Origin of the sequence: Microbacterium proteolyticum (genome assembly GCF_014192415.1) — a bacterium.
Taxonomy (GTDB): Bacteria; Actinomycetota; Actinomycetes; order Actinomycetales; family Microbacteriaceae; genus Microbacterium; species Microbacterium proteolyticum.
In genome coordinates this window covers 148506-173422 of record NZ_JACHXY010000003.1, presented here as the reverse complement: position 1 = coordinate 173422, position 24917 = coordinate 148506, and the positions used below count along the sequence as shown (strand labels likewise).

General features: G+C 71.0%; 25 protein-coding genes and 1 tRNA gene. 19 read left to right on the top strand and 7 right to left on the bottom strand.

The features are described 5' to 3' along the window. Positions 1 to 54: 54 nt before the first annotated feature. Positions 55 to 1266 carry a bifunctional phosphopantothenoylcysteine decarboxylase/phosphopantothenate--cysteine ligase CoaBC gene (gene coaBC / locus FHS07_RS12960; RefSeq protein WP_183420338.1) on the bottom strand — a complete coding sequence of 404 codons (1212 nt, stop codon included), beginning with the start codon at positions 1264 to 1266 and terminating at the stop codon, positions 55 to 57. Between the two features lie 113 nt (positions 1267 to 1379). On the opposite strand from coaBC, the gene FHS07_RS12955 reads away from it, so the two are divergent. From FHS07_RS12955 to FHS07_RS12900, 12 genes are all read left to right on the top strand, one after another. Continuing rightward, entirely contained in the window at positions 1380 to 2120 is a 741-nt protein-coding gene (locus tag FHS07_RS12955) for an NRDE family protein (protein ID WP_183420337.1), read from the top strand. Positions 2121 to 2322: 202 nt separating this feature from the next. Continuing rightward, a tRNA-Arg gene (locus FHS07_RS12950) sits at positions 2323 to 2395 on the top strand. A gap of 246 nt (positions 2396 to 2641) precedes the next feature. Further along, the gene (locus FHS07_RS12945) at positions 2642 to 3427 is read left to right on the top strand and encodes an enoyl-CoA hydratase/isomerase family protein (RefSeq protein ID WP_183420336.1); all 786 of its coding nucleotides are present in this window, start codon (positions 2642 to 2644) and stop codon (positions 3425 to 3427) included. A gap of 104 nt (positions 3428 to 3531) precedes the next feature. Continuing rightward, entirely contained in the window at positions 3532 to 4350 is an 819-nt protein-coding gene (locus tag FHS07_RS12940) for a 3-hydroxyacyl-CoA dehydrogenase family protein (RefSeq protein WP_343054738.1), read from the top strand. Then, positions 4347 to 6386, top strand: coding sequence for a phenylacetic acid degradation bifunctional protein PaaZ (gene paaZ / locus FHS07_RS12935; protein WP_183420335.1), 2040 nt, complete (start codon positions 4347 to 4349; stop codon positions 6384 to 6386). The genes FHS07_RS12940 and paaZ overlap by 4 nt, the downstream gene beginning before the upstream one ends. A 74-nt stretch (positions 6387 to 6460) precedes the next feature. Then, positions 6461 to 7423, top strand: coding sequence for a 1,2-phenylacetyl-CoA epoxidase subunit PaaA (gene paaA / locus FHS07_RS12930; protein ID WP_183420334.1), 963 nt, complete (start codon positions 6461 to 6463; stop codon positions 7421 to 7423). Further along, positions 7423 to 7728 (top strand): 1,2-phenylacetyl-CoA epoxidase subunit PaaB, encoded by a 306-nt coding sequence (gene paaB / locus FHS07_RS12925; RefSeq protein WP_183420333.1) that lies wholly within the window; start codon positions 7423 to 7425, stop codon positions 7726 to 7728. The genes paaA and paaB overlap by 1 nt, the downstream gene beginning before the upstream one ends. Then, positions 7725 to 8618, top strand: coding sequence for a 1,2-phenylacetyl-CoA epoxidase subunit PaaC (gene paaC / locus FHS07_RS12920; RefSeq protein WP_183420332.1), 894 nt, complete (start codon positions 7725 to 7727; stop codon positions 8616 to 8618). The genes paaB and paaC overlap by 4 nt, the downstream gene beginning before the upstream one ends. Next, a complete protein-coding gene (gene paaD / locus FHS07_RS12915; protein ID WP_343054717.1) occupies positions 8615 to 9097 on the top strand; it encodes a 1,2-phenylacetyl-CoA epoxidase subunit PaaD in 483 nt (160 codons plus the stop codon). The genes paaC and paaD overlap by 4 nt, the downstream gene beginning before the upstream one ends. An 8-nt stretch (positions 9098 to 9105) precedes the next feature. Next, complete coding sequence (gene paaE, locus FHS07_RS12910; RefSeq protein ID WP_246383642.1) at positions 9106 to 10248, top strand: 1,2-phenylacetyl-CoA epoxidase subunit PaaE; 1143 nt, start codon at positions 9106 to 9108, stop codon at positions 10246 to 10248. A 10-nt stretch (positions 10249 to 10258) separates the two neighbouring features. Further along, entirely contained in the window at positions 10259 to 11029 is a 771-nt protein-coding gene (locus FHS07_RS12905; protein WP_183420330.1) for an enoyl-CoA hydratase-related protein, read from the top strand. A 300-nt stretch (positions 11030 to 11329) separates the two neighbouring features. Beyond that, on the top strand, positions 11330 to 12058 hold the full coding sequence (locus FHS07_RS12900) for a hypothetical protein (RefSeq protein ID WP_183420329.1): 729 nt from the start codon (positions 11330 to 11332) through the stop codon (positions 12056 to 12058). 376 nt (positions 12059 to 12434) lie between these two features. On the opposite strand, the gene FHS07_RS12895 is transcribed toward FHS07_RS12900, so the two are convergent. Both FHS07_RS12895 and FHS07_RS12890 read right to left on the bottom strand, forming a co-directional pair. Beyond that, entirely contained in the window at positions 12435 to 12719 is a 285-nt protein-coding gene (locus tag FHS07_RS12895; RefSeq protein ID WP_183420328.1) for a Fe-S cluster assembly protein HesB, read from the bottom strand. Between the two features lie 113 nt (positions 12720 to 12832). Further along, positions 12833 to 13684: a LuxR C-terminal-related transcriptional regulator gene (locus FHS07_RS12890; RefSeq protein WP_183420327.1), complete on the bottom strand. Its 852-nt coding sequence runs from the start codon at positions 13682 to 13684 to the stop codon at positions 12833 to 12835. A gap of 138 nt (positions 13685 to 13822) precedes the next feature. Here FHS07_RS12890 and FHS07_RS12885 point away from each other — a divergent pair, with 138 nt between their 5' ends. Then, the gene (locus FHS07_RS12885; protein ID WP_183420326.1) at positions 13823 to 14176 is read left to right on the top strand and encodes a DUF485 domain-containing protein; all 354 of its coding nucleotides are present in this window, start codon (positions 13823 to 13825) and stop codon (positions 14174 to 14176) included. Continuing rightward, positions 14173 to 15789, top strand: coding sequence for a sodium:solute symporter family transporter (locus FHS07_RS12880; protein WP_183420325.1), 1617 nt, complete (start codon positions 14173 to 14175; stop codon positions 15787 to 15789). The genes FHS07_RS12885 and FHS07_RS12880 overlap by 4 nt, the downstream gene beginning before the upstream one ends. 43 nt (positions 15790 to 15832) lie before the next feature. Here FHS07_RS12880 and FHS07_RS12875 read toward each other — a convergent pair whose 3' ends face one another. Next, a complete protein-coding gene (locus FHS07_RS12875; RefSeq protein ID WP_183420324.1) occupies positions 15833 to 16372 on the bottom strand; it encodes a methylated-DNA--[protein]-cysteine S-methyltransferase in 540 nt (179 codons plus the stop codon). A 200-nt stretch (positions 16373 to 16572) separates the two neighbouring features. Here FHS07_RS12875 and FHS07_RS12870 point away from each other — a divergent pair, with 200 nt between their 5' ends. Both FHS07_RS12870 and FHS07_RS16535 read left to right on the top strand, forming a co-directional pair. Continuing rightward, positions 16573 to 20277, top strand: coding sequence for an AAA family ATPase (locus FHS07_RS12870; RefSeq protein ID WP_183420323.1), 3705 nt, complete (start codon positions 16573 to 16575; stop codon positions 20275 to 20277). A gap of 7 nt (positions 20278 to 20284) precedes the next feature. Further along, positions 20285 to 20647, top strand: coding sequence for a hypothetical protein (locus tag FHS07_RS16535; RefSeq protein ID WP_246383582.1), 363 nt, complete (start codon positions 20285 to 20287; stop codon positions 20645 to 20647). Positions 20648 to 20707: 60 nt separating this feature from the next. On the opposite strand, the gene mscL is transcribed toward FHS07_RS16535, so the two are convergent. The 3 genes from mscL to FHS07_RS12850 are packed head-to-tail and all read right to left on the bottom strand — an operon-like array spanning position 20708 to position 22057. Further along, positions 20708 to 21127, bottom strand: coding sequence for a large conductance mechanosensitive channel protein MscL (gene mscL, locus FHS07_RS12860; protein WP_183420322.1), 420 nt, complete (start codon positions 21125 to 21127; stop codon positions 20708 to 20710). 34 nt (positions 21128 to 21161) lie between these two features. Further along, positions 21162 to 21443, bottom strand: coding sequence for an FmdB family zinc ribbon protein (locus FHS07_RS12855; RefSeq protein WP_183420321.1), 282 nt, complete (start codon positions 21441 to 21443; stop codon positions 21162 to 21164). A 17-nt stretch (positions 21444 to 21460) separates the two neighbouring features. Next, entirely contained in the window at positions 21461 to 22057 is a 597-nt protein-coding gene (locus FHS07_RS12850) for a 5-formyltetrahydrofolate cyclo-ligase (protein WP_183420320.1), read from the bottom strand. 62 nt (positions 22058 to 22119) lie between these two features. Between FHS07_RS12850 and galU the strand changes: the two genes are divergently transcribed. The 3 genes from galU to FHS07_RS12835 all read left to right on the top strand — a co-directional run bounded on the left by galU (position 22120) and on the right by FHS07_RS12835 (position 24820). Then, a complete protein-coding gene (gene galU / locus FHS07_RS12845; RefSeq protein ID WP_183420319.1) occupies positions 22120 to 23010 on the top strand; it encodes a UTP--glucose-1-phosphate uridylyltransferase GalU in 891 nt (296 codons plus the stop codon). A gap of 14 nt (positions 23011 to 23024) precedes the next feature. Further along, entirely contained in the window at positions 23025 to 23648 is a 624-nt protein-coding gene (locus FHS07_RS12840; protein ID WP_183420318.1) for a GNAT family N-acetyltransferase, read from the top strand. Between the two features lie 86 nt (positions 23649 to 23734). After that, on the top strand, positions 23735 to 24820 hold the full coding sequence (locus FHS07_RS12835; protein ID WP_183420317.1) for a large exoprotein: 1086 nt from the start codon (positions 23735 to 23737) through the stop codon (positions 24818 to 24820). The last annotated feature ends 97 nt before the right edge of the window (positions 24821 to 24917 follow it).

The following is a 24917-nucleotide window of genomic DNA, read 5'->3' as shown; positions in this document are numbered from 1 at the left end:
CTCAGGCGCGCGGTTCCGTCGCGCGTCGCCGACGAGAGTCGCCTCGTCGCACGTTCACGTCGCGGTCGTTCGCCGCGCCGCCACGACCGCGTCGAGCAGCGCGTGCGCGGTGTCGTCCTTCGAGCCGGATGCCGTGGCCACGACCTCCCCCTCCCGGTCGACGATCGTGAGCGAATTGTCGACGACTTCGAAGCCCTGCGTCCACCCGACCGCGTTCGCGGCGAGAAGGTCGACGCCCTTGCGGATCACCTTCGCGCGGGCACGCTCGCGCAGTTCGTCTTCGCCGCTGACCGTCTCGGCGGCGAAGGCGACGATGGTCTGCCCCGGGCGGCGACGCCCCACGAGGCCCGCGACGATGTCACGGTTCTCGACGAGCTCCAGCGTCAGCGCGCCGGGGAAGTCCTGTTTGCGGAGCTTGCCCTCGGCGATCGACGCAACCGAGTAATCAGCGACCGCCGCGGCCATGACGATGACGTCCGCGCCGGCGGCGACGGCATCCATCGTCCGTCCGAGCTCCTCGGCCGTACCGACGGCGATGACGTCGACCCGCGGATCCGGCCGTACGTCGGCGTCGAGGTGCGCGGCGACCAGGGTGACGTCGGCGCCGCGGTCGGCGGCGGCTCGGGCGATGGCGACTCCCTGCCGTCCGCTGGAACGGTTGCCGAGGTAGCGCACCGGATCGATCGGCTCACGGGTGCCACCGGCGCTCACGACGATCGACAGACCCCGAAGGTCTTGCGGGCGCTCGACGAGGGCGAGGGCGGCGGCGGCGATCTCTTCGGGCTCCGACATGCGCCCGGGCCCGGAGTCCCCGCCCGTCAGCACGCCGTCGGCGGGACCGACCACGTGCACCCCGCGAGTGCGGAGCACCTCCATGTTGTGCGTGGTCGCGGGATGCCGCCACATCTCGGTGTGCATCGCCGGGGCGACGACCACCGGCGCGGTCGTGGCGAGCAGCGTCGTACCGAGGAGGTCGGATGCCAGGCCCGCGGCCATGGCGGCGAGGGTGTTGGCGGTGGCCGGGGCGACGATGACGAGGTCGGCGGATTGTCCCAGGGCGACGTGGCGCACGCTGGCGACGTCGTCGTGCACCGATGTCGTGACGGGGTTGCGGCTGAGCGACTCCCACGTCGGCAGACCGACGAACCGCAACGCGTCGTCTGTCGGCACGACGTGGACATCGTGCCCCGCCTTCACCAGCAGTCGCACGAGGCTGACGGTCTTGTAGGCCGCGATGCCCCCGGTCACTCCCACGACGACGAACATCGCCCCAGTCTTCCAGGTCGGCTGCCGAAGCGGGGCGGTCAGTCCCATCGGAGCGAGAAGGTGTCGCGAGAAGGGGAGACCCCACCGCACCGCGCGCCGGTAGCGTGGACGGAATGTGCACGGTCGTGATCGACGTTCCGGAGACCGCGGGCGAGCCCGTTCGCCTGCTCGCCGTCCGTGATGAGGAGCGCGACCGACCCTGGCGCGGCCTCGGGCCGTGGTGGCCGGAGCGCGGTGGTGTCCTGGGCGTTCGCGACGATCGCGCGGGCGGTGCCTGGCTGGCCGTCGACCCTGACGCGCGACGACTGGCCGTGCTGCTCAACAGGGAGGACCTGTCCGACCGCTCCGACGACGAGGTCGTCAGCCGCGGTGGCATTCCGCTCGACGCGGTGGGGGCCGGCATCGCGGCCCGTCCGACCACGCGGGGGTTCAATCTCGTGGAGGTGGATGCCGACGGTGCCCACCTCGTGGAATGGGACGGCCTCGTCGTGCGTCGCTCACGGATCGCGCCCGGCACCCACATGATCGCTCACCACGCGATCGACGACCCGGTCACCCCGCGCATCGGGCGGTGGCTCGAGGACTTCCGTCGTGCCGGCATCGGCCCGGGGGAGGACTGGTGGATGCCGTGGCTCGACGTCGTCGCGCACGCCACCGGCGTTCCATCGGCGTCGGTGCTACGGCGAGACGCCCACGACGGTCACGTGCTCGAGTCGTTGCTGGTGTGCGTCGCGAGCATCGGATCGGAGGGAGTCGACGTGCGTCAGGCGGCCCCCGCCGAGCCCGGCCGCTGGGATGACGGGCTCATCCCGGGGCTGCGCCGTCGCATCGCCGCCCCGGACGTCGCCGGCTGAGACGTCTCGACCACCGCATGCCGACCGCGGTGTCGTGACTGCGGCGTTCCCGACCACCGTCCCCGACCGGAGCGTCGCGACGCCCGGCACCGATAGCACACCGTCCCGGCCGCCGCGTCCCCGCCCCTGGCATCCCGACCGAGGCGGCCCGTGGACACGCATCCGATCCGCCGATCGCCGCGCACTAAACTGGTCGCATCCCGCCTTCGTAGCTCAGGGGATAGAGCGCCGCACTCCTAACGCGGGCGTCGCAGGTTCGAATCCTGTCGGGGGCACCCTTCTCCTTTCGTCATCGCCGGCGGCGCCGCGAGCGACCGTCGGCGCCACCCTCGCGAGACCGCACGTCTGACGAGACCGGTGACCCGACATCTTCGAGCCGCGTGCGCTCGGCACGGTCGGGGGATTCCAGGTGCGCATTGCCGTCGGCGTGTTCGCCTGGCATGATTACTGAACGATCGGTCGTAAAACCTCGGAGTCGAGGCCTGGCAACCCCGCCAGAGCAGGCGGGGGAGAGGATGGCGATGTCGGACGCGATTCTCGCCGGCGGAGCGCGCACACCCGTAGAGCAGGAGACGCCGCGCCTGCGGATCGAGCCGACGGACGACCGCGTCATCGCGACCCTCGACCGCCCCGACCGGCGAAATGCGATCGACCAGGCGATGGTCGACGAGCTGCACGCCCTGTGCGCGCTGCTCGAGGAGCAGCCCCGTACCCTCATCGTGACGGGGACGGACGGGATCTTCGCCGCCGGAGCAGACATCGCCGAACTGCGCGAACGCACCGGCGACGACGCCCGCCGCGGCATCAATGCCGCCGTGTTCGACCGCATCCGCCACCTGCCGATGCCCGTGATCGCCGCCGTCGACGGCTTCGCCCTGGGCGGTGGCGCCGAGCTCGCGTACGCGGCCGACATCCGCATCGGAACGCCCCGCGCGCGCTTCGGCAACCCCGAGCCGGGGCTGGGCATCATCGCCGCGGCGGGAGCATCATGGCGCCTGCCCGAGATCGTGGGGCACGCGCGCGCGAGCGCGCTGCTGCTCACCGGGCGCGTCATCGACGCCGACGAGGCTCTCGCCTGGGGGCTGGTGTCGAGCGTGCACGAGCCCGACGACCTGCTCGCCGCCGCGCACGCGATCGCCGACCGGATCGCGGCGAACTCCGCCCGCGCCACGGTGCTCACCAAACGCGCTCTGCGGGCGCCGCGCGCGGCGCACCCCGCCATCGACGGCGAGTTGCAGGCCGAACTCTTCGACAGCGTCGACAAGCGCCGGCGCATGACCGCGTTCCTGGAGAGGAAGAAGCCGTGACCCCTCCCGGCACCCGCGCCGTCACGACCACCCACCCCGCCGACCCGAGCGCCGGCGCAACGACCCGATCCGCACCTCCGGCATCCCTTCCCGCCACCGTCGGCGTGCTCGGCGGGGGTCGCATGGGCGCCGGCATCGCGCATGCCTTCCTGCTCGCCGGCTGCCGCGTGCACATCGTCGAGCGCGACGACGCCGCCGCCGGCCACGCCCGGGCCCGGGTCGACGCCGACCTGGAGCGGTCCGCGGCGCGGGGGAGGACGGTCCCGGATGCCGACACGCTCACCGCCGGCACCGACCTCACCGCTTTCGCCGGTGCGGGGCTGGTCGTCGAGGCCGTCCCGGAGGACCGCGTCGTGAAGGTCGACGCCCTCGCGCGGATCGAGGAGGTCGTCGACGACGCCGCGGTGGTGGCATCCAACACCTCCTCGATCTCGATCGACGCGCTCGCCGCCTCTCTGCGTCGCCCCGAGCGCTTCCTCGGCCTGCATTTCTTCAACCCCGTGCCGGCATCGGCGCTGGTCGAAGTCGTGACCGGCGCCGCCACCGTTCCGGAGGTCGTGCAGGCAGCCCTGAATTGGGTGGGCGCCATCGGCAAGACCGCCGTCGTCGTGCGCGATGCGCCGGGGTTCGCGTCGAGCCGACTCGGGGTGGCGCTGGGGCTCGAGGCGATCCGCATGCTCGAGGAGGGGGTCGCCTCGGCGCACGACATCGACACGGCGATGGAGCGGGGGTATCGGCATCCGATGGGTCCCCTCCGCACGACCGACATCGTGGGACTGGACGTGCGACTGGGCATCGCCGAAGAGCTCGAGCGTGCGTTCGGCGCGCGCTTCACCCCGCCCGCGCTGCTGAGGCAGCTCGTCGCCGAGGGGCATCTGGGTCGGAAGACCGGCCGCGGCTTCTACGAATGGAGCGATCGATGACGTATCTGCCGAGTTACGTGAACGGCGCCTGGTGGACGCCGGAGAGCGATCCGGATGCCGCGATCGTGCGCGACGCGTCGACGGGCGACGAGATCGTCCGGGTCAGCACACGGGACCTCGACCTCGCGGGCGCCGTCTCCCACGCCCGCACCGCGGGGCGGAAGAGCCTCGGCGCACTCGCCTTCCCCCAGCGCGCGATGGTGCTGAAGAACCTCGCGATCGCCTTGAACGACCGCCGCGAAGAGCTCTACGCCCTGTCGGAGCGCTCCGGCTCGACGCGCCGCGATTCGCTGAGCGACGTCGACGGCGGCATCGGCGTGCTGTTCACCTTCTCGTCGAAGGCGCGCCGCGAGCTTCCCGCGGGCACGGTCGTGCTCGATGGACCGATCGAGCCGCTGTCGAAGGACGGATCCTTCCTCGGCCGGCACGTGTACACGCGCCTGACGGGCGTTGCGGTGCAGATCAACGCCTTCAACTTCCCGATGTGGGGCGCGCTCGAGAAGTTCGCGCCGGCCTTTCTCGCCGGACTCCCCACCATCGTCAAGCCGGCGACCCCCACCTCGTACGTCGCCGAGGCGTGGGTGCGCATCGTCGTCGAGTCGGGGCTGCTGCCCGAGGGCTCGCTGCAGTTGGTCAGCGGAAGCGTTCCCGGCCTGTTCGACCTGCTCGATCTCGGCGACACCGTCGGCTTCACCGGCAGCGCCTCCACCGCCGAGCGGCTGCGCGCCCGGGCGAAACCGGGCGTCCGTTTCACGAGCGAGACCGACTCGATCAACGCCTCGATCCTCGGCCCCGACGCTGTGCCCGGCACCCCGGAATTCGACGCGTACGTGAAGCAGCTGCTCGTCGAGCTCACCACCAAGGCGGGGCAGAAGTGCACCGCGATCCGCCGTGCGATCGTCCCGGCGGGGATGACGGACGCCGTGGCCGAGGCGCTGCGGCGCAAGATCGCGGAGCGCGTCGTCATCGGCGACCCGCGTGCCGAGGGCGTGACGATGGGCCCGGTCGTCTCCCTCGCGCAGCGCGACGACGTACTGCGGCAGGTGCGCGTCCTCGAAGAAGCCGGCGGGCGGTTCGTGGTCGGCTCGGCCGAGACGCCGCCGGGGGTGTCCGCCAACGGCGCCTTCCTCCAGCCCATGCTGCTCGCCTTCGCGGATGCCGCGACCCCGGCGGTCAACGACGTCGAGGCCTTCGGACCCGTCGCCAGCATCGTGGAGTACACCGACGTCGCCGACGCGGCGACCATCGTCAGCCGGGGCGGCGGCTCGCTCGTCACCAGCGTCGCCACCCACGACCCCGACGTCGCGACCGAGCTGCTCACGCGCATGGGGGCGATGAACGGACGCGTACTCTTCCTCGACCGCGACGACGCCCGCACCTCGACCGGCCACGGCGCCCCCGTGCCGCATCTCGTGCACGGCGGCCCCGGACGCGCCGGCGGCGGCGAGGAGCTCGGCGGCATCCGCTCCGTGCTTCATCACATGCAGCGGACGGCGATCCAAGGCTCTCCCCGCATGCTCACCGCGCTCACCGGAGTGTGGCATCCGGGTGCCGACACCGATACCGGCGGCATCCATCCCTTCCGCAAAGCCCTCTCGGATCTGAAGATCGGGGATGCCGTGGAGTCGGGCGAACGCGAAGTCGCCCTCGACGACATCGAGGTGTTCGCGACCTTCACCGGTGACACCTTCTACGCCCACATGGACGAGGAGTCGGCCGCGGCGAACCCCTTCTTCCCGGGGCGCGTCGCGCACGGATACCTGCTCGTGTCGTGGGCGGCAGGGCTCTTCGTCGACCCCGCGCCGGGGCCGGTGCTGGCGAATTCGGGCCTGGAGAACCTCCGGTTCGTCACCCCTGTCTCACCCGGCGATCGCATTCGCGTCGCCCTCACGGCCAAGCAGATCACCCCGCGCGAGACCGACGAGTACGGCGAGGTGCGGTGGGATGCCGTGATCCGGAATCAGGACGACGAGATCGTCGCGCAGTACGACGTGCTGACGCTCGTGGCGAAGACCTGGCAGCCGATGCCGGCGTGAGCGTGCGGCCGTTGCGGAGCGACAACCCCGGGGATACACTTTACTGAACGATCGGTCTGTTAAAGGAGTCGACGATGACGATGACCGCACCCGACGTCCACGACGGCGAGGCGATGTTCGACGCGCTCATCGAAGCCGACGGCCGCATCGAACCCCGCGACTGGATGCCGGACGGCTACCGCCGCACGCTCATCCGCCAGATCTCGCAGCACGCGCACTCCGAGATCATCGGTATGCAGCCCGAGGGGGCGTGGATCACCCGCGCCCCGAGCCTCGCGCGCAAGGCGATCCTTCTCGCCAAGGTGCAGGACGAAGCCGGCCACGGTCTCTACCTCTACTCCGCCGCGCAGACCCTCGGCATCACCCGCGACGAGATGACGCAGCAGCTCGTCGACGGGAAGGCGCGCTACTCGTCGATCTTCAACTACCCCGCCCCGACCTGGGCCGACATGGGCGCGATCGGGTGGCTCGTCGACGGCGCCGCGATCTGCAACCAGGTGCCACTGTGCCGGGCGTCCTACGGACCCTACGGCCGCGCCATGGTGCGCATCTGCAAGGAGGAGTCGTTCCACCAGCGGCAGGGTTTCGAGATCCTGCTCACCCTGATGCAGGGCACCGAGGCGCAGCGGGAGATGGCTCAGGATGCCGTGGACCGCTGGTACTGGCCGAGCCTCATGATGTTCGGGCCGCCCGACGACGACTCGCCCAACTCGGCGCAGTCGATGGCGTGGAACATCAAGCGGTTCAGCAACGACGAACTGCGCCAGCGGTTCGTGTCGATGCTGGTTCCGCAGGCAGCCGTGCTGGGCGTCACTCTTCCCGATCCGGAGCTGCGCTTCGACGACGAGACCGGGCGGTACGAGACGGGCGAGATCGACTGGACCGAGTTCCACGAGGTGCTCGCCGGGCGTGGACCGCTCAACACCACCCGTCGCCGGCACCGCCGCGACGCCCACGAAGAGGGCGCATGGGTACGCGAAGCCGCCGCGGCGTACGCGCTGAAGAAGCAGCGTCGCACCGCGGGAGAGGCCGCCTGATGGTCACGCCCGGGGGAAGCCCCGACGAGACCTGGCCCCTGTGGGAGGTGTTCGTGCGCGCCAGCCGCGGCCTCAGCCACGTTCACGTCGGCTCGCTCCACGCGCCCGACGCCGAGCTCGCCGTGCGCAACGCCCGCGACCTGTACACCCGCCGCGGAGAGGGCGTGTCGGTGTGGGTCGTGCCCTCGGATGCCGTGACCACCAGCGACCCGGGAGCGAAGGGCGCCTTCTTCGAGTCGCCGGCGGGGAAGAACTACCGCCATGCGGTGTACTACACCGCATCCGAGGGGGTGCCTCACCTGTGAGCACCGCGACCGACCGCGACTCCCGGTCCTTTCGACGGGCTCAGCGACCTGGCGTCGACGCGGGACATCACGTCGACGACCCGCACGGCGACGTCTCGCTCGACGCACGCGAGCTCTCCGCCGAGTTCGCCGGGGGGCAGGAGCGCGCCGCGGGCCCCGACGTCGCCGCCTACGCGATGCGCCTCGGCGACGACGCGCTCGTGCTCGCGCAGAACCTGTGCGGCTGGGTCGCCCGTGCGCCCGAGCTCGAAGAGGACGTGGCCCTCGCGAACATCGCCCTCGATCTGCTCGGCCACGCCCGTCCGCTCCTGCGCTACGCCGGCAGCCACGACGGTCGCAGCGAAGACGACCTCGCCTACGGGCGCGACGAGCACGAGTTCCGCTGCGCCTGGCTGTTCGAGCTCCCGAGCGGCGACTTCGCGCACACGATCGTGCGCCAGCTCCTCGCCTCGGCCCACCTTCTCGAGCTGTACCGCGAGCTCACGGCCTCCACCGATCCCGTTCTCGCCGCCGTCGCGGCCAAGGCGGAGAAAGAGGTGGACTACCACCGCGACCACGCCGTGCAGTGGACGCTGCGTCTGGCCGGGGGAACCGACGAGTCACGACGGCGCTTCCTCGTCGCGCTCGACGACACCTGGCCGTTCCTCGACGAGCTCTTCCGTGACGAGCCCCTGCACGACCGTCTCGGCGACGTGGCGGTGCGTCCCTCGACGCTGCGCGGGCGCGTCGACGACGTGCTGGCGGCGGTGCTCGCAGAGGAGGACGTGCCGGTTCCCACGATCCCCGCATCGTCGGCCGGCGGACGCCGCGGCATCCACCACCCCGCCTTCGGGCCGCTCCTCGCCGAGATGCAGGTGCTGGCCCGCCGCCACCCGGGGGCGACCTGGTGATCGCCACGCTCGATCGTGCGCGCGAGGTGGTCGCTGCGGTCGTCGATCCCGAGGTCCCGGTGCTCACGATCGACGACCTGGGAGTGCTCCGCGACGTGCGCCTCGACGACGACACGGTCACGGTCACGATCACGCCCACGTACTCGGGGTGCCCCGCCGTCGACGCCATCCGCGACGACATCGTGCTGGCGCTCACCTCGGCCGGCTTCGAGCGTGTCGTGGTGAAGACCACCCTCGCGCCCGCGTGGACGACCGACTGGATGAGCGACGCCGGGAAGCGCAAACTCATCGCCTACGGCATCGCCCCGCCCACCGGACGCGCACCCGCCGGACCCATCCGCCTCACGCTCAGCGTCGCCTGCCCGCGCTGCGGCTCCCTCGACACGCGCGAAGTCTCCCGCTTCGGCTCCACCTCGTGCAAGGCGCACTGGGAGTGCCGCGCGTGCCTCGAGCCGTTCGACCACTTCAAGGCGCTCTGATGACGACGATGGATGCCGTGCCCCCGGGCCCCGCGGGAGTCGCCGCCGATGCGCGTGCCGACACCGCCCGCGCCCGATTCCACACCCTTCGCGTCGCCGACGTGCGCCCGCTCACGCCGACGGCGATCGAGGTGACCTTCACCGTTCCCGACGATCTCGACGACGCGTTCGACTACGCCCCGGGTCAATACGTCGCGCTGCGTGCCCGCGTCGACGGGGAGGAGCTTCGTCGTTCCTACTCCCTGTGCCGCCCGCCCGCGCACGGCTCCCTCAGCGTGGGCATCAAACGCGACCCCGAGGGTCGATTCTCATCCTGGGCGCACGACGGCCTGCGCCCCGGCGACGAGATCGACGTGATGAGCCCCCAGGGCACCTTCGTCTCCCGGGCCTCGACGGCCACCGGCCACGTCGTCGCGATCGCCGCGGGATCGGGGATCACTCCGATCATGGCGCTCGCCGCGGGCGTGCTCGAACGATCCGCCGAGACGCGCATGACGATCGTGTACGCCAATCGCTCGTCGACCGACGTGATGTTCGTCGACGAGCTCGCCGACCTGAAGGACCGCTACCCGGCTCGGCTGACCCTTCACCACGTGCTCTCGCGCGAGCAGCGCACCGCACCGGTGTTCTCGGGTCGCATCGACGAGGAGCGTCTGCGCGTGATCCTGTCGCGGCTCATCGATACGGCTTCCGTCGACGAGTGGTTCCTCTGCGGACCGTACGCGCTGGTCGAGCTGTGCCGCGGGGTGCTGGGCGAGATGGGCGTGCCGCGGGAGCGCGTGCGGTTCGAGATGTTCACCGCAGGCTCCGGCGACGCGCCCGCGCAGACCGGCGGCGCGCGCCCCGTGCGCGTGCGCGCCGACGAGGCGGTGCGCCGCATCGCGTTCACACTCGACGGGCAGTCCGCCGCGGTCGAGAGCCCGGTCGCCGCGAACGAGACGATCCTCGCCGCCGCCCTCCGCGTGCGCCCCGACGTGCCCTTCGCCTGCGCCGGGGGTGTGTGCGGCACCTGCCGCGCCCGCGTGATCGAGGGGGCGGTGTCGATGACGGAGAACTACGCGCTCGAGCCCGACGAGATCGAGCGCGGCTATGTCCTCACCTGCCAGTCGCACCCGCGCACCGACGTCGTCCGCGTCGATTACGACGGATGAGAGGGATGCCGTGATCGACTACACCGTCGCCGACGGTCTCGCCGAGATCACCCTGAACGCGCCGTCGCGCCGAAACGCCCTCGGTATCGACGACCTGCGCGCGCTCGCCGAGGCCTACGACCGCGCCGAGGCCGACGGAGCGCGCGCCCTGCTCCTGCGCGGCGAGGGACCCTCGTTCTGCGCCGGGCGCGACATCTCGGACGTCGATCCGGCCACCGACGACGTCGCGGGGTACCTCGACGACACACTCGCGCCCCTGCTCCGTCGCATGTCGGCATTCCCGGCGCCGACCTTCGCCGCCGCCCACGGGGCGTGCCTCGGCGTGGGCCTCGGCCTGCTCATCGCCACCGACGTGGTCTATGTCGCCGACGACGCCAAGATCGGCTCACCCTTCGCCGCCCTCGGCGCGACCCTCGACTCCGGTGGCCACGCATTGTTCGTCGAGCGCCTCGGCACGCACGCCACGCTCGATCTCATCTACACCGGCCGCATGCTGACCGGTGAGGAGGCGGTACGCGCCGGGCTCTTCTCGCGGACGGTTCCGGCATCCGAGATCCGGGATGCCACCGCGCTCGCCGCCCGTCGCGCGGCGGCCGGGCCCACCGAGGCGTTCCGTGCCAGCAAGCGCATCGTGACGGCTGTGCGTGACGAGCGGCTGGGGCTCTGGGAGGCGATGGCGCTCGAGAACCGCGCGCAAGCGGCCCTCGCCGGCACCGACGACTACCGCGAGGGGTTCGCGGCGTTCCAGGCGAAGCGCGCGCCGGACTTCACGGGGCGGTGAGGTCGACGGCGCGGGACATGTCCCCCTGGCGTGCGGATTCCGGGGGCCGGGGCTGCACGAACGGGGACATGTCGTACCGTCCCCCTCAGCCCAGGTCCCACTTCGTGCGGCAGATCGGTACGGGGGCCGCACGAACGGGGACACGTCGTCGCACCGCCCCCATCGGTTCCGGTCCCGAGTCGTGCGGCAGAGCAACGTCGGGGGTGCGCGGCGCGGGACACGAGCCGACCGGCCCTCCGATCTGCGCGAGGCCCGGTTCGCCGCACGACCCCCGGCCGTTGTTGATGGTGAGATCGCCTCATGCCGATCGATGAACAAGACGAACTCGCTCAGTTGCGTCGCCGGGCCTATTCTCCGACGGCTGACATCGCGTCAGACCCGAACGCCCTGCGACGACTGATCGAGCTCGAGGCGCGGCCGGTCTTGGCGGAAACGGAACCCGCTCCCGTCGAGAGAGAACCCCTCATCCCCACGAGTGAGCCGGCACCGGATGCCGCTCCCGCTCCGCCGCGATTCTCCCTGCCGCACCCGCGTCGATCGACGGTGCTGCTCCTGGGAGCGGCGGCCCTCGTCGTCGCAACCCTGGCCACGGCGCTCACCCTCGTCCAACGGGTGCAGACCGATCCCCTGCAGACCGGTGCGACGCAGATCGCACGGCTGTCGGCCGATCCGGCTTTCGACGTCCCCTCGACGCTGGCGCGGGGCGTCATCGGCGAGGTCACCGCCTATGAGGAGTTCGAGGGTTTCCGGGCGCTGACTCTGCCCTCGTATCAGGATCCGGGGGGCACGGCGCGCTGCATGACCCTCTGGCAGCCCGCGCTGCTCGACACGAGCGGCGGGGTCGGCTTCTCCTACACCGGGGATTACCCCGTGCTGAGCGTCTGTGGCGCCGGTGTCTTTCCGCCGACCTCGACGATGCTGCTTCGTGAGGAATCACCCGAGCGCGAGCAGACGAGCTTCCCTGCGGGCACCGCCCTGCAGTTCGTGTACGACGAGCAGAACGACGAGATCGTCGTCTTCCGCGGCTGACCCCGTCGCTCGCCTTGGGGCTGCTCGCCCTGCGGCCGCTCGCCCGCAGCCGTTCGCCGGCCGCGAGGGTGCGTGCCGCTCCGCTGCCGTTCGCCCGCCCCGCGGGTTCTCGCCCGCTCCGCTGGTGCTCGCCCGCTCCGCTGGTTCTCGCCCGCCCCGCGGGTTCTCGCCCGCCCCGCGGGTTCTCGCCCGCTCCGCTGGTGCTCGCCCGCCCCGCGGCCGTTCGCCCGATGCCTCCGCGGCTGCGCCCGGCTGACACCTCGATCGCCGCGTGCAACCGACTCGTCGGCGAGATGACTTGTCGCGGTGCGGAGACCCCGGAGACACGACGATGCCCCGGCACGCGGCCGGGGCATCGGTCGGCACAGCGAGGGCGTCAGGCGGTGTTCGTCACCGCGAACTGCACGGAGCCCTGGGGATCGATCTGCGCGTCCAGCACGCGATCGTCGAGGACGGCCGCGGCATCGGTGTCGAGGAAGACGCGCGCGCCGGCGTTCTCCACGACGGTGTCGGCGGGCTCGGGTGCACCGACGACCGAGAGCGCGAACTGCGACTCGGGCGATCCGGCTCCGGCGATGCGCACGCCGCCCTCGGCGGCATCCGGGAACTGCGCGGTGATGGTCTTGACGGCGGTCGTGGCCTCTTCGGTGAGTGTCAGCATGGGTGACTCTCCTTCTCTGATCGACGACAGGAGTCAGCCACGATGCCGAGAATCGCGGCGGCTCTCAACTTCTCGCGGTCATTGTCAGGGGCTTCCCACCGGCCGTTCAGGCGTCAGGGAAGCAGACCCGCACGCCGCGCGCGAGTCACCGCGGCGTGTCGGGTGGAGGCGTCGAGCTTCGACATCGCCGAGGCCAGGTACGACTTCACCGTGGTCTCACGAAGACCCAGGGACGCCGCGATCTCACCGTTCGTCGAGCCGACCGCCGCGCACGCCAGCACGTCGATCTCCCGTCGGGAGAGGTGCAGATCGGAATCCACGGCGGCAGCGGGTGCGTCGCCCGTGAGCGCGGCGAGACGCGCCTCGATGTCTTCGAGGCGGCGGCGGACGTCCGCGTCGCCGACGGTCGCGGCGACGCTGCGCAGCTGAGCGTAGCTCTCGCGGATCTCCTCGCGCGCTCCGGCGCCGAGGCCGCCCTCGACGGTCGGAGCCGCCGAGAGCCGTCGTTCCACCTCCGCGCGCACGCGCAGCTCGGTGCCGAGCTCGCCGGCGACGTCGAACGCCGGACGCGCCTGCGCGTCGCCGATCGGCGTCTGCGCCCACGACCCGCAGTAGAGCACGCCGCGGGCCGCCCCTCCGACGAGCACGGGGACGGCGAACAGCGTCGCGATGCCCTCGCCGAGGATGGCGCGGTCGTAGTCGTGCGTGATCGTGCGCGAGGTGCGGTAGTCCAGCGTCATCCGCGGACGACGTTCGATCAGCGCGCGCCCCCCGAGGCCGCGGGACTCGTGCACCACGAGACCCTCGATGCTCCGCGTGCGCGCACCCACGATGGTCGTGACGTGAACGGCGCCGTCGTGCTCGAGGCCGCCGAAGGCGACGGGGAAGTGCGTGCGTCGGGCGAGCTCGACCACGGCGTGCGAGATCAGGCTCGTGTCGTCTCGAAGAGCGGATGGTGCTCCCACGCACTACCTACTTCCGGGGGTGACGGCCTCGTCGCCGCGTTTCGTAGCGTCGACCTTATCACCGGGAGCGTTTCCACAGCCCGGTCACATCCCCCTTCGGCGCAGTGCAGCGCCGGACTCATGAGGCAAGGAGGCCACATGACGGATCGTCGCATCGACGACGCCCCCACGGGCGGCGTCGACTACATCGCGGTCGAGGAGTCCGCCCCGTTCCGGGAGTTGAAGCGGCGGCAGCGCAGCTTCGTCTTCCCGTTGGCGGTGGCGTTCCTCGTCTGGTACTTCGTCTACGTTCTGCTCTCGTCGTTCGCGCCGGAATTCATGGCCCAGCCGGTGTCGGGCGCGATCACCGTCGGGCTGCTGCTCGGGCTCGGGCAGTTCGTCACGACCTTCGCCATCACCATGGGCTACGTCGCGTACGCCAACCGGCGCCTCGACCCCGGAGCCGAGCAGCTGCGCGAGGAGCTCGAGCGCACTGAGGGGGGTCGGTCGTGAACGACGTCCTCGCCCAGCTCGACGCGGCCGCGCAGACGGTCGAGAACAACCCGGTGCTGAACATCTCGATCTTCGGCGCGTTCGTCGCCGTGACGTTGTTCATAGTCATCCGGGCCAGCCGCAACAGTAAGACCGCCGCCGACTACTACGCCGCCGGCCGGTCGTTCACCGGTCCGCAGAACGGCTTCGCGATCGCCGGAGACTACCTTTCGGCGGCGTCGTTCCTCGGCATCGTCGGGGCGATCGCGATCAACGGCTACGACGGGTTCCTGTACTCCATCGGGTTCCTGGTGGCGTGGCTGGTCGCGCTGCTGCTGGTGGCGGAGCTCATGCGTAACACCGGCAAGTTCACGATGGCCGATGTGCTGTCGTTCCGCCTCAAGGAGCGGCCGGTGCGCATGGCCGCCGCCATCACGACCCTGGCGGTGTGCTTCTTCTATCTCCTCGCGCAGATGGCCGGTGCCGGTGGTCTGGTGTCGCTGCTCCTGGGCATCACCGAACGCGTGGGTCAGTCGATCGTCGTCGGCGTGGTCGGCATCCTGATGATCGTGTACGTGCTCATCGGCGGCATGAAGGGGACGACCTGGGTGCAGATCGTCAAGGCGTTCCTGCTCATCGGCGGCGCGCTGGTCATGACGGTCTGGGTGCTGGCCATCAACGGCTTCAACCTCAACACGCTCCTCGAGAGCGCGGTCGCGGCATCGCCGAAGGGGGATGCCATTCTGGCGCCGGGACTGCAGTACGGCAAGAATCCGTGGGACTTCATCTCGCTCGCCCTCGCGCTCGTGCTCGGCACTGCGGGTCTTCCGCACGTGCTGATGCGCTTCTACACCGTCCCGACCGCCAAGGAGGCGCGTCGCTCGGTCGTGTGGGCGATCTGGCTCATCGGGCTCTTCTACATCCTCACCCTGGTGCTGGGCTACGGTGCCGGTGCCCTCGTGGGGTCGGAGACGATCCTCGCCGCTCCCGGCGGCGTCAACGCGGCGGCACCCCTGCTCGCCCTCGCCCTCGGCGGTCCGCTGCTGCTCGGCTTCATCTCGGCGGTGGCTTTCGCGACCATCCTCGCGGTGGTGGCGGGTCTCACGATCACCGCCGCGGCCTCCTTCGCGCACGACATCTACGCCAACGTGGTGAAGAAGGGCGACGTCCCGCCCGACGGAGAGGTCAAGGTCGCCCGTCGCACGGTGATCGTCATCGGTGTGCTGGCGATCCTCGGCGGCATCGGCGTGCAGGGGCAGAACGTGGCGTTCCTCGTGGCCCTCGCCTTCGCGGTGGCGGCATCGGCGAACCTCCCGACCATCCTGTTCTCGCTGTTCTGGCGCAAGTTCACCACCCGCGGCGCGGTCTGGAGCATGTACGGCGGCCTCGGTTCGGCCCTCGTGCTCATCTTCCTCTCGCCCGTGTTCTGGGGCACGCCCACGAGCGTGTTCGCCGACACGGGGGTGGCGATCTGGCCGCTGAACAACCCCGGGATCGTGTCGATCCCGCTCGGGTTCTTCCTCGGCTGGCTCGGCTCGGTCACCTCTCGCACCGCGGAGGACCCGCGCAAGGCCGCCGAGATGGAGGTGCGCTCGCTCACCGGGTTCGGTGCGGAGAAGGCGTCGAACCACTGACGACACCCGGTGCCCGGCTCCGCGTCCGCGGGGCCGGGCACCTTCACGTCCCCGCGCCGATCCGCAGCCCTTCTCCGAGCACGGTGTCGTTCTCGAGCGAGAGCAGGAAATCCTTCACCTCGGGATGACCGCCGTACTCTCCGATGGATCCGTCGGCACGCACCACCCGATGCACCGGCACGACGATCGAGAACGGACTCGACGCGCACGCGGTGCCCACGGCCCGGGCCGCGCGCGGCGCCCCGGCGAGGGCGGCGACCTCCCCGTACGAGGCGACCTCTCCGTACGGGATCTGTTGCGACGCTTCGAGCGCGTCGCGCGTGAACCCGCGCACCAGACGCCAATCGAGCGGCACCTCGAACGACCGACGCGCGCCGTCGAAGTACTCGTCGAGTTGACGGGCGAGGTGGGAGCCGGGAGAGGGGTCGGGGTCGGGCAGCACCCCCAGTCGCTGGGCGATCTCCGCACGGGCGATGTCGATGCCGTCGTGGGCGACGTGCAGGCGCACGAGGGCGTCGTCGACGAAGGTGAGGAGGACCGGCCCGACGGGGCTGTCGTATTCGGTGCTGGTGACTCTGTTCATGGGCCCATCTTCACGAGGCGCGAACGCCGACGCCCGGGGCGTCCGGGCAATCGGGGGAGGATGCCGGTGACCTGCCCACTGGGGAGGAACCGCCGGTGGGGCGGCGTGTCGCTGATTACCGCGAAACTCGCCCCCACTGCAAGCGATCCACAGGTGCCCGGCTTAGTCTGGCAGGTGTGTGGCGAGCTGAGGACGGTGCCGTGAGCGGTACCGACGGAGACGAGACGGGTTCATCCGTCGATCCGGGCGAGCTGCGATTGTCGGAGCCCGGCATCGTGGTCCGCCACGTCGCCGACCCCGAGCGCGACCGCATCCGGGCGGAGGCGGCGGCCCTGGGGGGACGGTCGACCCTGCTGCGTTTCGACGACGCGCGCGACGCCGGGATCGACATCACCAAGGCGCACCCGGGCTCGCTCCCGCAGTTCATCACGGGGCGCGCCACCATGCTGTCCAATCTCTTCCGCGACGAGGTGGCGTTGCGCACGGCGCGCCTGGCAGCCGAGCGCATCACCGCGAAGAACGTCGAGTTGCGCACCGCGCGCGGTCTCGAGCCGGTGCACCTGGCCGTGGGTCTGTCGGCCTGGAAGATCGGGGGAGTGGAGTGGTCGGCCCCCGTGCTGCTGCGCCCGCTCGCCATCCGTCGCCACCACGGCGACTTCGAGTTGAAGCTGCACGGCGCGTTCGTGATGAACCCCGAGCTCGCCCGCGCATTCCGTACGCACCTCGGCATCCAGATCGACAGCGCGGCCCTGGCCGGCCTCGCCTACGACCAGGGCGTCTTCAAGCCGCAGCCGGTCATCGACCACATCCGCCGTCTGACCACGCACGTGCCGACCTTCGTCGTGCACCCGCGCCTGGTGATCTCGTCGTTCGCCGATGTCGCGTCGGGCATGGCCCGCGACACCCAGCACCTGGACGACCCGCTGTTGAACGCTCTCGCCGGGCACCACGACGACCGGGCGCGGGTCACGGTGCGCCGCGACGACCCCGTGATCGTCAGCCCCGATGAGCGGACCCCCGCGGCCGACACGCTGCTGCTCGATGCCGACGCCGAGCAGGAGCGCGTGCTCGCCCGCATCGGTGCCGGTCACTCGCTCGCCGTGCACACCCTGCCCGGCACGGGCGGCACCCAGACCGTGATCAATGCCGTCGGCCAGCTCGTCCGCGACAACAAGCGCGTTCTCGTCGTGAGTGCGCGCCGGTCGACGCTCGACGGCATCCGCCACCGCCTCGCCGGGGTCGGCCTCACCGGTCTCGCCGTCTCGCCGAACCACGTGCGCCGGGATCTCATCCGTGCCATCAGCCGCAACGAGAAGGCCGAGCAGCCGAAGGTCGCCGAGATCGACGACGCGCTGGTACGGCTGCGCACGGTGCTTCGCGACTACCGCTCGGCGGTGACCGAGCCGCACCTGGCCCTGGGCGTCTCGGCTCTCGACGTGCTGCGCGCCCTCACCTCGCTGGCATCCGTCTCTCCCGCCCCCTCGACCGAGGCGCGGTTCGATCTCGCCACGCTCGAGAAGCTCGCCGGGCGGCGCGATGCGGCGGCCCGGGCCCTCGCGATGGCCGCTCGTCTCGGGGAGTTCCGCTTCGGGCCCGACGATTCGCCCTGGTACGGCGTCAGCTTCACACGCACCGAAGATGCGCGTGCGGCGCACGACCTCGCCGGAAAGCTCCACGCCCACGAGGTGCCGCGTCTGCTCGAGCGCGGATACGAGTTGATCGCCAAGACGCGGATGCGTCCCTTCCAGACCGTGTCGGAGCTGGGCGCCTATCTGAAGCTTCTGCAGGGCATCCGCGAGTCGCTCGACCGCTTCAGTCCCACGGTCTTCGAGCGTCCGCTCGGCGAGCTGATCGACGCGCACTCGCCGCGCCGCGACGCGTCGCCGATGAGCGGGCCCAACCGCCGTCGCCTCAAGCGCCTGTCGAAAGAGTATGTGCGCCCCGGCGTGCACGTGCCCGACATGTACGAGGCGCTCGTGCGCATCCAGCAGCAGCGCACCGAGTGGCAGCGCGTGGTCGAAGCCGGTGTCGCGCCGGAGGTGCCCCTGGGGCTGGCCGACGTCCACGTCGCGTGGCAGCGCACCGACGCCCTCCTCGGCGAACTCGACCAGATCCTCGGCCGTCAGGGCTCCGAGCGCCTGGCGACGCTGCCGGTGCAGCGCCTCGTGCGGACGCTGGCGGGACTCGCCGCCGAGTCCACCTTCTTCGACAACCTCGTCGAGCGCGCGCAGTTGCGCTCCGAGCTCGCCCGTCTCGGCCTCGAGCAGCTGCTCGTCGAGCTCTCGGTGCGCCACGTGCCCGAGGAGCGGGTCGGAGCCGAGCTGGAGTTCGCGTGGTGGCAGTCCGCGCTCGAGCACCTGCTGCGCACCGATCGCGCGCTGCTGGGCGCGAACACGAGCGTGGTCGACCGCCTCGAGCGCGACTTCCGCCTCGTCGACGAGGCGCACGCCGCGGCTGCGGGGCCGCTGCTCGCCGCGCACCTGGCGACGCAGTGGCGCATCGGCATCGTCGATCACGCCGACGAGGCCGCCGCCCTCAAGCGCGCCCTCAAGGACGGACTCCACACCGCGCACGAGATTTCGGATGCCGCGCCCATCTTGCTGCGCACGCTGGCGCCCGTGTGGCTCGCCTCGCCCTACGAGGTCCCCGACGTGCCGCAGGATCTGGCCTTCGACGTGGTGGTCATCGCGGATGCCGCGGCCCTCTGCCTCGCCGAAGCGGCGCCGGCCCTGCGTCGGGCGCGCCAGGTCGTGCTCTTCGGCGACCCCGTGGTGCAGAAGCCCACGCCGTTCCGCGTGAGTGCGTCGATCGCCCCGGCACCCGAGGACACCGACGAGGTGCCGTTCGACGAGATCTCCGTCTTCGAGCGCATCGCCGAGCTGCTGCCGGTCGAGACGCTCACCCGCAGCTACCGCGCCGGTGGCGAAGACCTCTCGCAGCTGGTGAACGACGCGTTCTACGGCGGCGAGATCGTGTCGCTGCCGTGGGCCGGTTCGTACCTCGGACGCGGCAGCCTCAGCGTCGACTACGTCGAGGGTGGCGTCGGTGCACCCGATCCCGTGAGCGGTGCGGTCGAGAGTCCCGACGCCGAAGTCGCCCGCGTCGTCACGCTCGTCGTGGAGCACGCGGTCAACCGCGCGTCCGAGTCGCTCATGGTCGTCACCGCCAGCCGTCGCCACGCCGAGCGCGTGCGCGCCTCGGTCGTGGCCGCGCTGGCGGGCCGGTCCGACGTGGCGGAGTTCGTCTCGCGGGATGCCGCGGAGCCCTTCGCCGTGCTCACCCTCGAAGAGTCGGTGGCCGAGAGCCGCGACCGCGTGGTGTTCTCGCTCGGCTTCGGCCTCACCCGCCATGGCCGCGTGCTCAGCGACTTCGGCGACCTGTCCACGCCCGACGGGGAGCGCCTGCTGACGGTCGGCATGACCCGCGCGCGCCGCTCGATGGTGATCGTGTCGTCGATCCGGCCGTCGGCGTTCGACGACGGCCGCCTCGAGCACGGTGCGGCCACCCTCATGGGCATCCTCGGCAACGTCGCGTCGCGCGGCCGCGAGAGCCGCCTCGAAGACCTCGCCGACCCCCTCACCCGCGCCCTGGCGCGCGAGCTCCGCCGCCTCGGTGTCGAGGTCGACGTCGATTACCGCGGTCTGCTGCCGCTCGTCGCGCGCTACAAGGGCAAGGCCGTCGTCGCCGAGAGCGATCCCGAGACGATCGGGGAGTCGCTGCGCGAGACGCTCCGGCTGCGCCCGCAGATCCTCCGACGCCTGGGCTGGCACTACGTCCGCGTGCACGCGTTCGACCTGTACAGCGACCCCGCGGGGGTCGCGTCGCGGATCGCCGAACTGCTGGGAGCGGTGCCCGAAGCCGGTGCGCCCGAGTCGACGACCGAGCCCCTCGACCTGCCCGGTTGATCGCCCGATGACCGATACTCCGGATGCCGCCGGGGGCGACGTCCAACGTGTCGTCCCGGTCCCGTCGACGGGCTCAGAGGCCGTTGCCGTGCCCGCGTCGGGGAAGAAGGAGTTCGTCGACGCCGCCGGCACCCCGGGTACGCCTCAGATGGCTGAGCCGATCGACGCCTCAAGTACCCCCACGGCGTCGCCCGCGCGTCAGCCCGTCGTCCGCGTGCGCGGATCGCGGCGCGCTCGGCTGCTTCCCGCGCCGGGAACGACGGCCGAGCCTGCGCCCGCCGACGACCGCGAACGGGGTCGGGGGTCGAAGCCCGCGGCATCCGGTCCGAACGACGACCGCATGCTCGGCGACGTCCCGCCCCACTACTGAGGCGTCACGGAGCGACGGCGCCCGCGGTGGAGAGGACTCCGGCCGCGGACGCCGTCGACATCACTGCTTGTTCTGGCGCTCCAGCAGATCGCGGATCTGCACCAGCAGTTCCTGCTCGGTCGGCAGCTTGGGCTCATCGGATGCCGCGGCGGCCACCCCGGCGCGTGCGGCGGCGCGGGCCTTCCAGTGGTTCATCGGGTAGACGAACACGAAGTAGACCACCACCGCAACGGCGAGGAAGCTGATGACGGCGGTGAGCAGACCGCCGAGCGGGAACACCACCTCTTGGCCGTAGATGCCGGTGAAGCTCGGTCCGAACTCACCGTTCTCGTTCGGCACGTAGAAGATCTCGATCAACGGGTTGATGAGCGCCGTGACGATCGCGTTGACGACCGCGGTGAACGCGGCGCCGATGACGACCGCGACCGCGAGGTCGATGACGTTCCCGCGGAGAATGAACTCCTTGAATCCTTTGATCATGCGCTGGCTCTCCTTCTGCCGCGCCGACCGCGGCTCAGGAGGCCGAGGACGGGGCGGACGTCTTCGTTTCCGACTTCGATGATGTCGTGGATGAGGACGAGTCGCCACCGCTTGCGCCCGACGCGCTCGACGACGACGACGTGCGCGAGTCGGTGCGGTAGAAGCCCGACCCGTTGAAGGTGACCCCGATCGATCCGTACTGCTTGCGCACCTCGCCGCCGCATTCCGGGCACTCGGTGAGAGCGGCGTCCGAGAAGGACTGCACGGTGTCGAAGCGGTGACCGCACTGCTTGCAGGCATAGGAGTAGGTGGGCATCGGGTTCCTTCGGGTGTTCAGGCGGTGGGGGCGGCGATCGCCAGCGTCCGCGTGGGGGTGACCACACCCGTCACGGGCTGGTCGTGCACGTCGCGGGGCACGTCGTCGATGTACTCGGAATCGAAGATGACGGCGTAGACCGGCGGGCACTTCTCCATCGAGCCGAGGGTCTTGTCGAAGTAGCCGCGTCCCCAGCCCAGTCGCATCCCGCGCTGGTCGACGGCGGCGGCGGGGATGACGAGCAGATCGACGTCGTTCACCGCGATGGGCCCGAGCACGTCGCCGACGGGTTCGGGCAGGCCGAACAGGCCCTCGGCGATCTCGGCCTCGGGGGTGGCCACGGTCCAGTCGAGCAGGCCGTCCTCGCGCGTGATGGGAAGGAGCACCCGGATGCCGCGGGCGACCGCGCCGGCGACGAAGGCGTGGGTGCCGGGCTCGGTCGGCGTCGAGAGGAAGCAGGAGATGCTGCGGGCGCCGAGACGGCCGACGAGGGCGTCGAGCTGAGCTTTCACTCCTGCCTCGGCAACCTCACGGGCGTGTGCGGAGACCGCTTGCCGACGTTCGCGCAGGTCGGCGCGAAGCGCGCGCTTGGCCTGCTCGATGCGGTCCGCCATGCCGCTCAGTCTACGTGCGCGCGTGTTACAGCAGCGTCATCGGTCCCCGCTAAGGTATGCCCATGCCTCATAAGCCCTTCAAGGCCGTCATCCCGGCCGCCGGTCTCGGTACTCGCTTCCTTCCCGCCACGAAGGCAATGCCCAAAGAGATGCTCCCGGTCGTCGACAAGCCGGCGATCCAGTACGTCGTCGAAGAGGCCACCGCTGCCGGCATCGATGATGTCCTGATCATCATCGGCCGCAACAAGAACAACATCGCCAACCACTTCGACTCCATGCCGGAGCTCGAGGCGAAACTGCGCGAGAAGGGCGACGACGACAAGCTCGCCAAGGTCGAGCACTCGTCCGACCTGGCCGACATCCACCTGGTCCGTCAGGGTGAGCCGCGCGGTCTCGGTCACGCCGTGCTCCGTGCGCGCAGCCACGTCGGCGATCACCCGTTCGCCGTGCTCCTCGGCGACGACCTCATCGACGAGCGCGACCCCCTCCTCACCAAGATGATGGAGGAGTACGACAAGCGCGGCGCCACCGTCATCGCGCTGATGGAGGTCGACCCCGAGCACATCCACCTCTACGGTGTCGCCGCGGTCGAGCCCACCGACGAAGACGGTGTGGTCAGGGTCACGAAGCTCGTCGAGAAGCCCAAGGCCGAAGAAGCCCCCTCCAACCTCGCGATCATCGGTCGCTACGTGCTCGGCCCCGACGTGTTCGGCATCCTGGAGCACACCGAGCCCGGCAAGGGCGGCGAGATTCAGCTGACCGACGCCCTCGAAGAGCTCGCGACCGGCGGCGGCGACGGTGGCGGCGTCTACGGCGTCGTGTTCCGCGGCCGTCGCTACGACACGGGTGACCGCGTCGACTACATCAAGGCGATCGTCCAGCTCGCGGCCGACCGCGACGACCTCGGGCCCGCTTTGCGTCCGTGGTTCAAGGAGTTCGCGCAGGGTCTGTGACCCCGCCGGCTTCCATGGATCTCTCCGTCCCACGGCGGCACGGCGAGGTGTCGATACGCCTCATCCGCAACCGCGACGCGCGCGTCCTTCAGCAGCAGCTGATCGACAACCGCTCGTGGTTGCGTCGGTGGGAGGCGACCAGCCCCGACGGCCCGGTGTCGTTCGACATGCGCCTCGGGATCCGGCGGCTTCTGCAGCAGTACCGAGACGGCCTCGGCGTCCCCTTCGTCATGGAGTGGGACGACGAGGTCGCCGGTCAGCTGAACGTCTGGGGGGTCTCGCGCGGATCCCTCGCCTCGGCCACGATCGGTTACTGGGTGGCCGAGGCGTACGCCGGACGCGGCATCACCACGGTCTCCGTCGCGATGGCGACGGACGTCTGCTTCACCGCCCTCAACCTGCATCGGGTCGAGATCTGCATCCGGCCCGAGAACCACGCGAGTCTTCGCGTGGTCGAGAAGCTCGGTTTCCGGTACGAGGGTCTGCGTCGCAAGTACATCCACATCGACGGGGACTGGCGCGATCACTACTCGTTCGCGCTCGTGCGCGACGAAGTGCCCTATGGCGTGCTCGATCGTTGGCACCGTGGCCAGGTGCCGCCCGACGCGGCGCGCGTGCCCCCGGCTGACCGCATCTGAGCGTCCCTGGGCGATTGCGGCCGAACGTCGCGACGACACGCGGAGGGATGCCGCAGTGTGATCTCTCGGTGACCTACCTTTGACCCATGGGTGGGCAGGTTCTGAGCGGTGGCGTGATCGTCTTCGTCGCGGTCGCGCTGTGGTTGGTGTACCTGCTCCCGTCCTGGCAGAGCCGTCATCGTTTCACGTCCGCCGAGCGCAACGCCGTCCGCCTGAACCAGGCTCTGCGCGTGCTCGCCGAGACGGCCGAGACGCCGCGTGAGGTGCAGCTCGAGCTGACCGCCCGCACGGCCCATCAGCAGCAGAAGCTCGCCCGGCAGGTGCAGGCCGACAAGGCGCGCACGGAACTCGTGGCGGCGAAAGCACGTCTCGAGGTCGCCCGCCTCGAGGGCGCGCGCGAGCGCGATCTGGTCAAGGAGCAGCGCGCTGCGGCGCTCGAGGTGGCCCGCGTCGAGCGGGCCGCTGCGGTCGAGGTCGCTCGCGCCGAGCGTGCCGCGGCCCTGGAGGTCGCCCGCGCCGAGCAGGCCGCGGCCATCGAGAAGACGCGGGCGCAGAAGGCCGCCGCGCTCGAACGTGCTCACGCGAAACGTCAGGCGGTCGAGGTCCGGCCGGAGTCCCGGCGCGCGCAGGCTCGCCGCCGCTTCCGCCTCTTCGTCGCTTCCGTCGCTCTCGTCGGACTCGTCGCGGCCGTGATCGGCATCGCGCAGGTCGTCGGGGGAGCAGCCCCGCTGCTCCTCGTGACGGGTGCCGCGGTCGTCGTGGCATCCCTCGTCGTCCTCCGGCGGGTCACGGTCGTCGCCGCGCGCGGCACGGTGCGCCCCGCCGAGGCTTCCGTCACGCGCGCCGTCGCCTCCGAACTGCAGGATGTCCCGCTCGTGCCGACGCCGCGCCCCACGTGGACGCCCCGAGAACTGCCCCGACCGCTCGTCGCCTCCGCCGGCTCACGTGCCGCCGCCGTCGTCGACGAGCAGATGGCGCGCGAGGCGCTGCGCGCAGCCGCCCGTGAGGAAGCAGCTCGTGAGATCGCCGCCGAGCAGGCGCCGACCCCGATCGAGACAGTGCGTCCCGCCGCCGTCGCTCCCTCGCCCTACGCGGCGATGGGCTACGTCGACGACACCGAGATCGAGAACCACGTGCGCCACCTTCTCGAACGTCGGGCGTCGGGTCAGTAAGGGATTGCCTCGGCGCGGCCGCGACGCGGCGCTTCGGCGCTGACGCTCGCTCCCGACATTCCGCCGTACATGCCGCTCGCGGCGGCGGCTGCCGTGG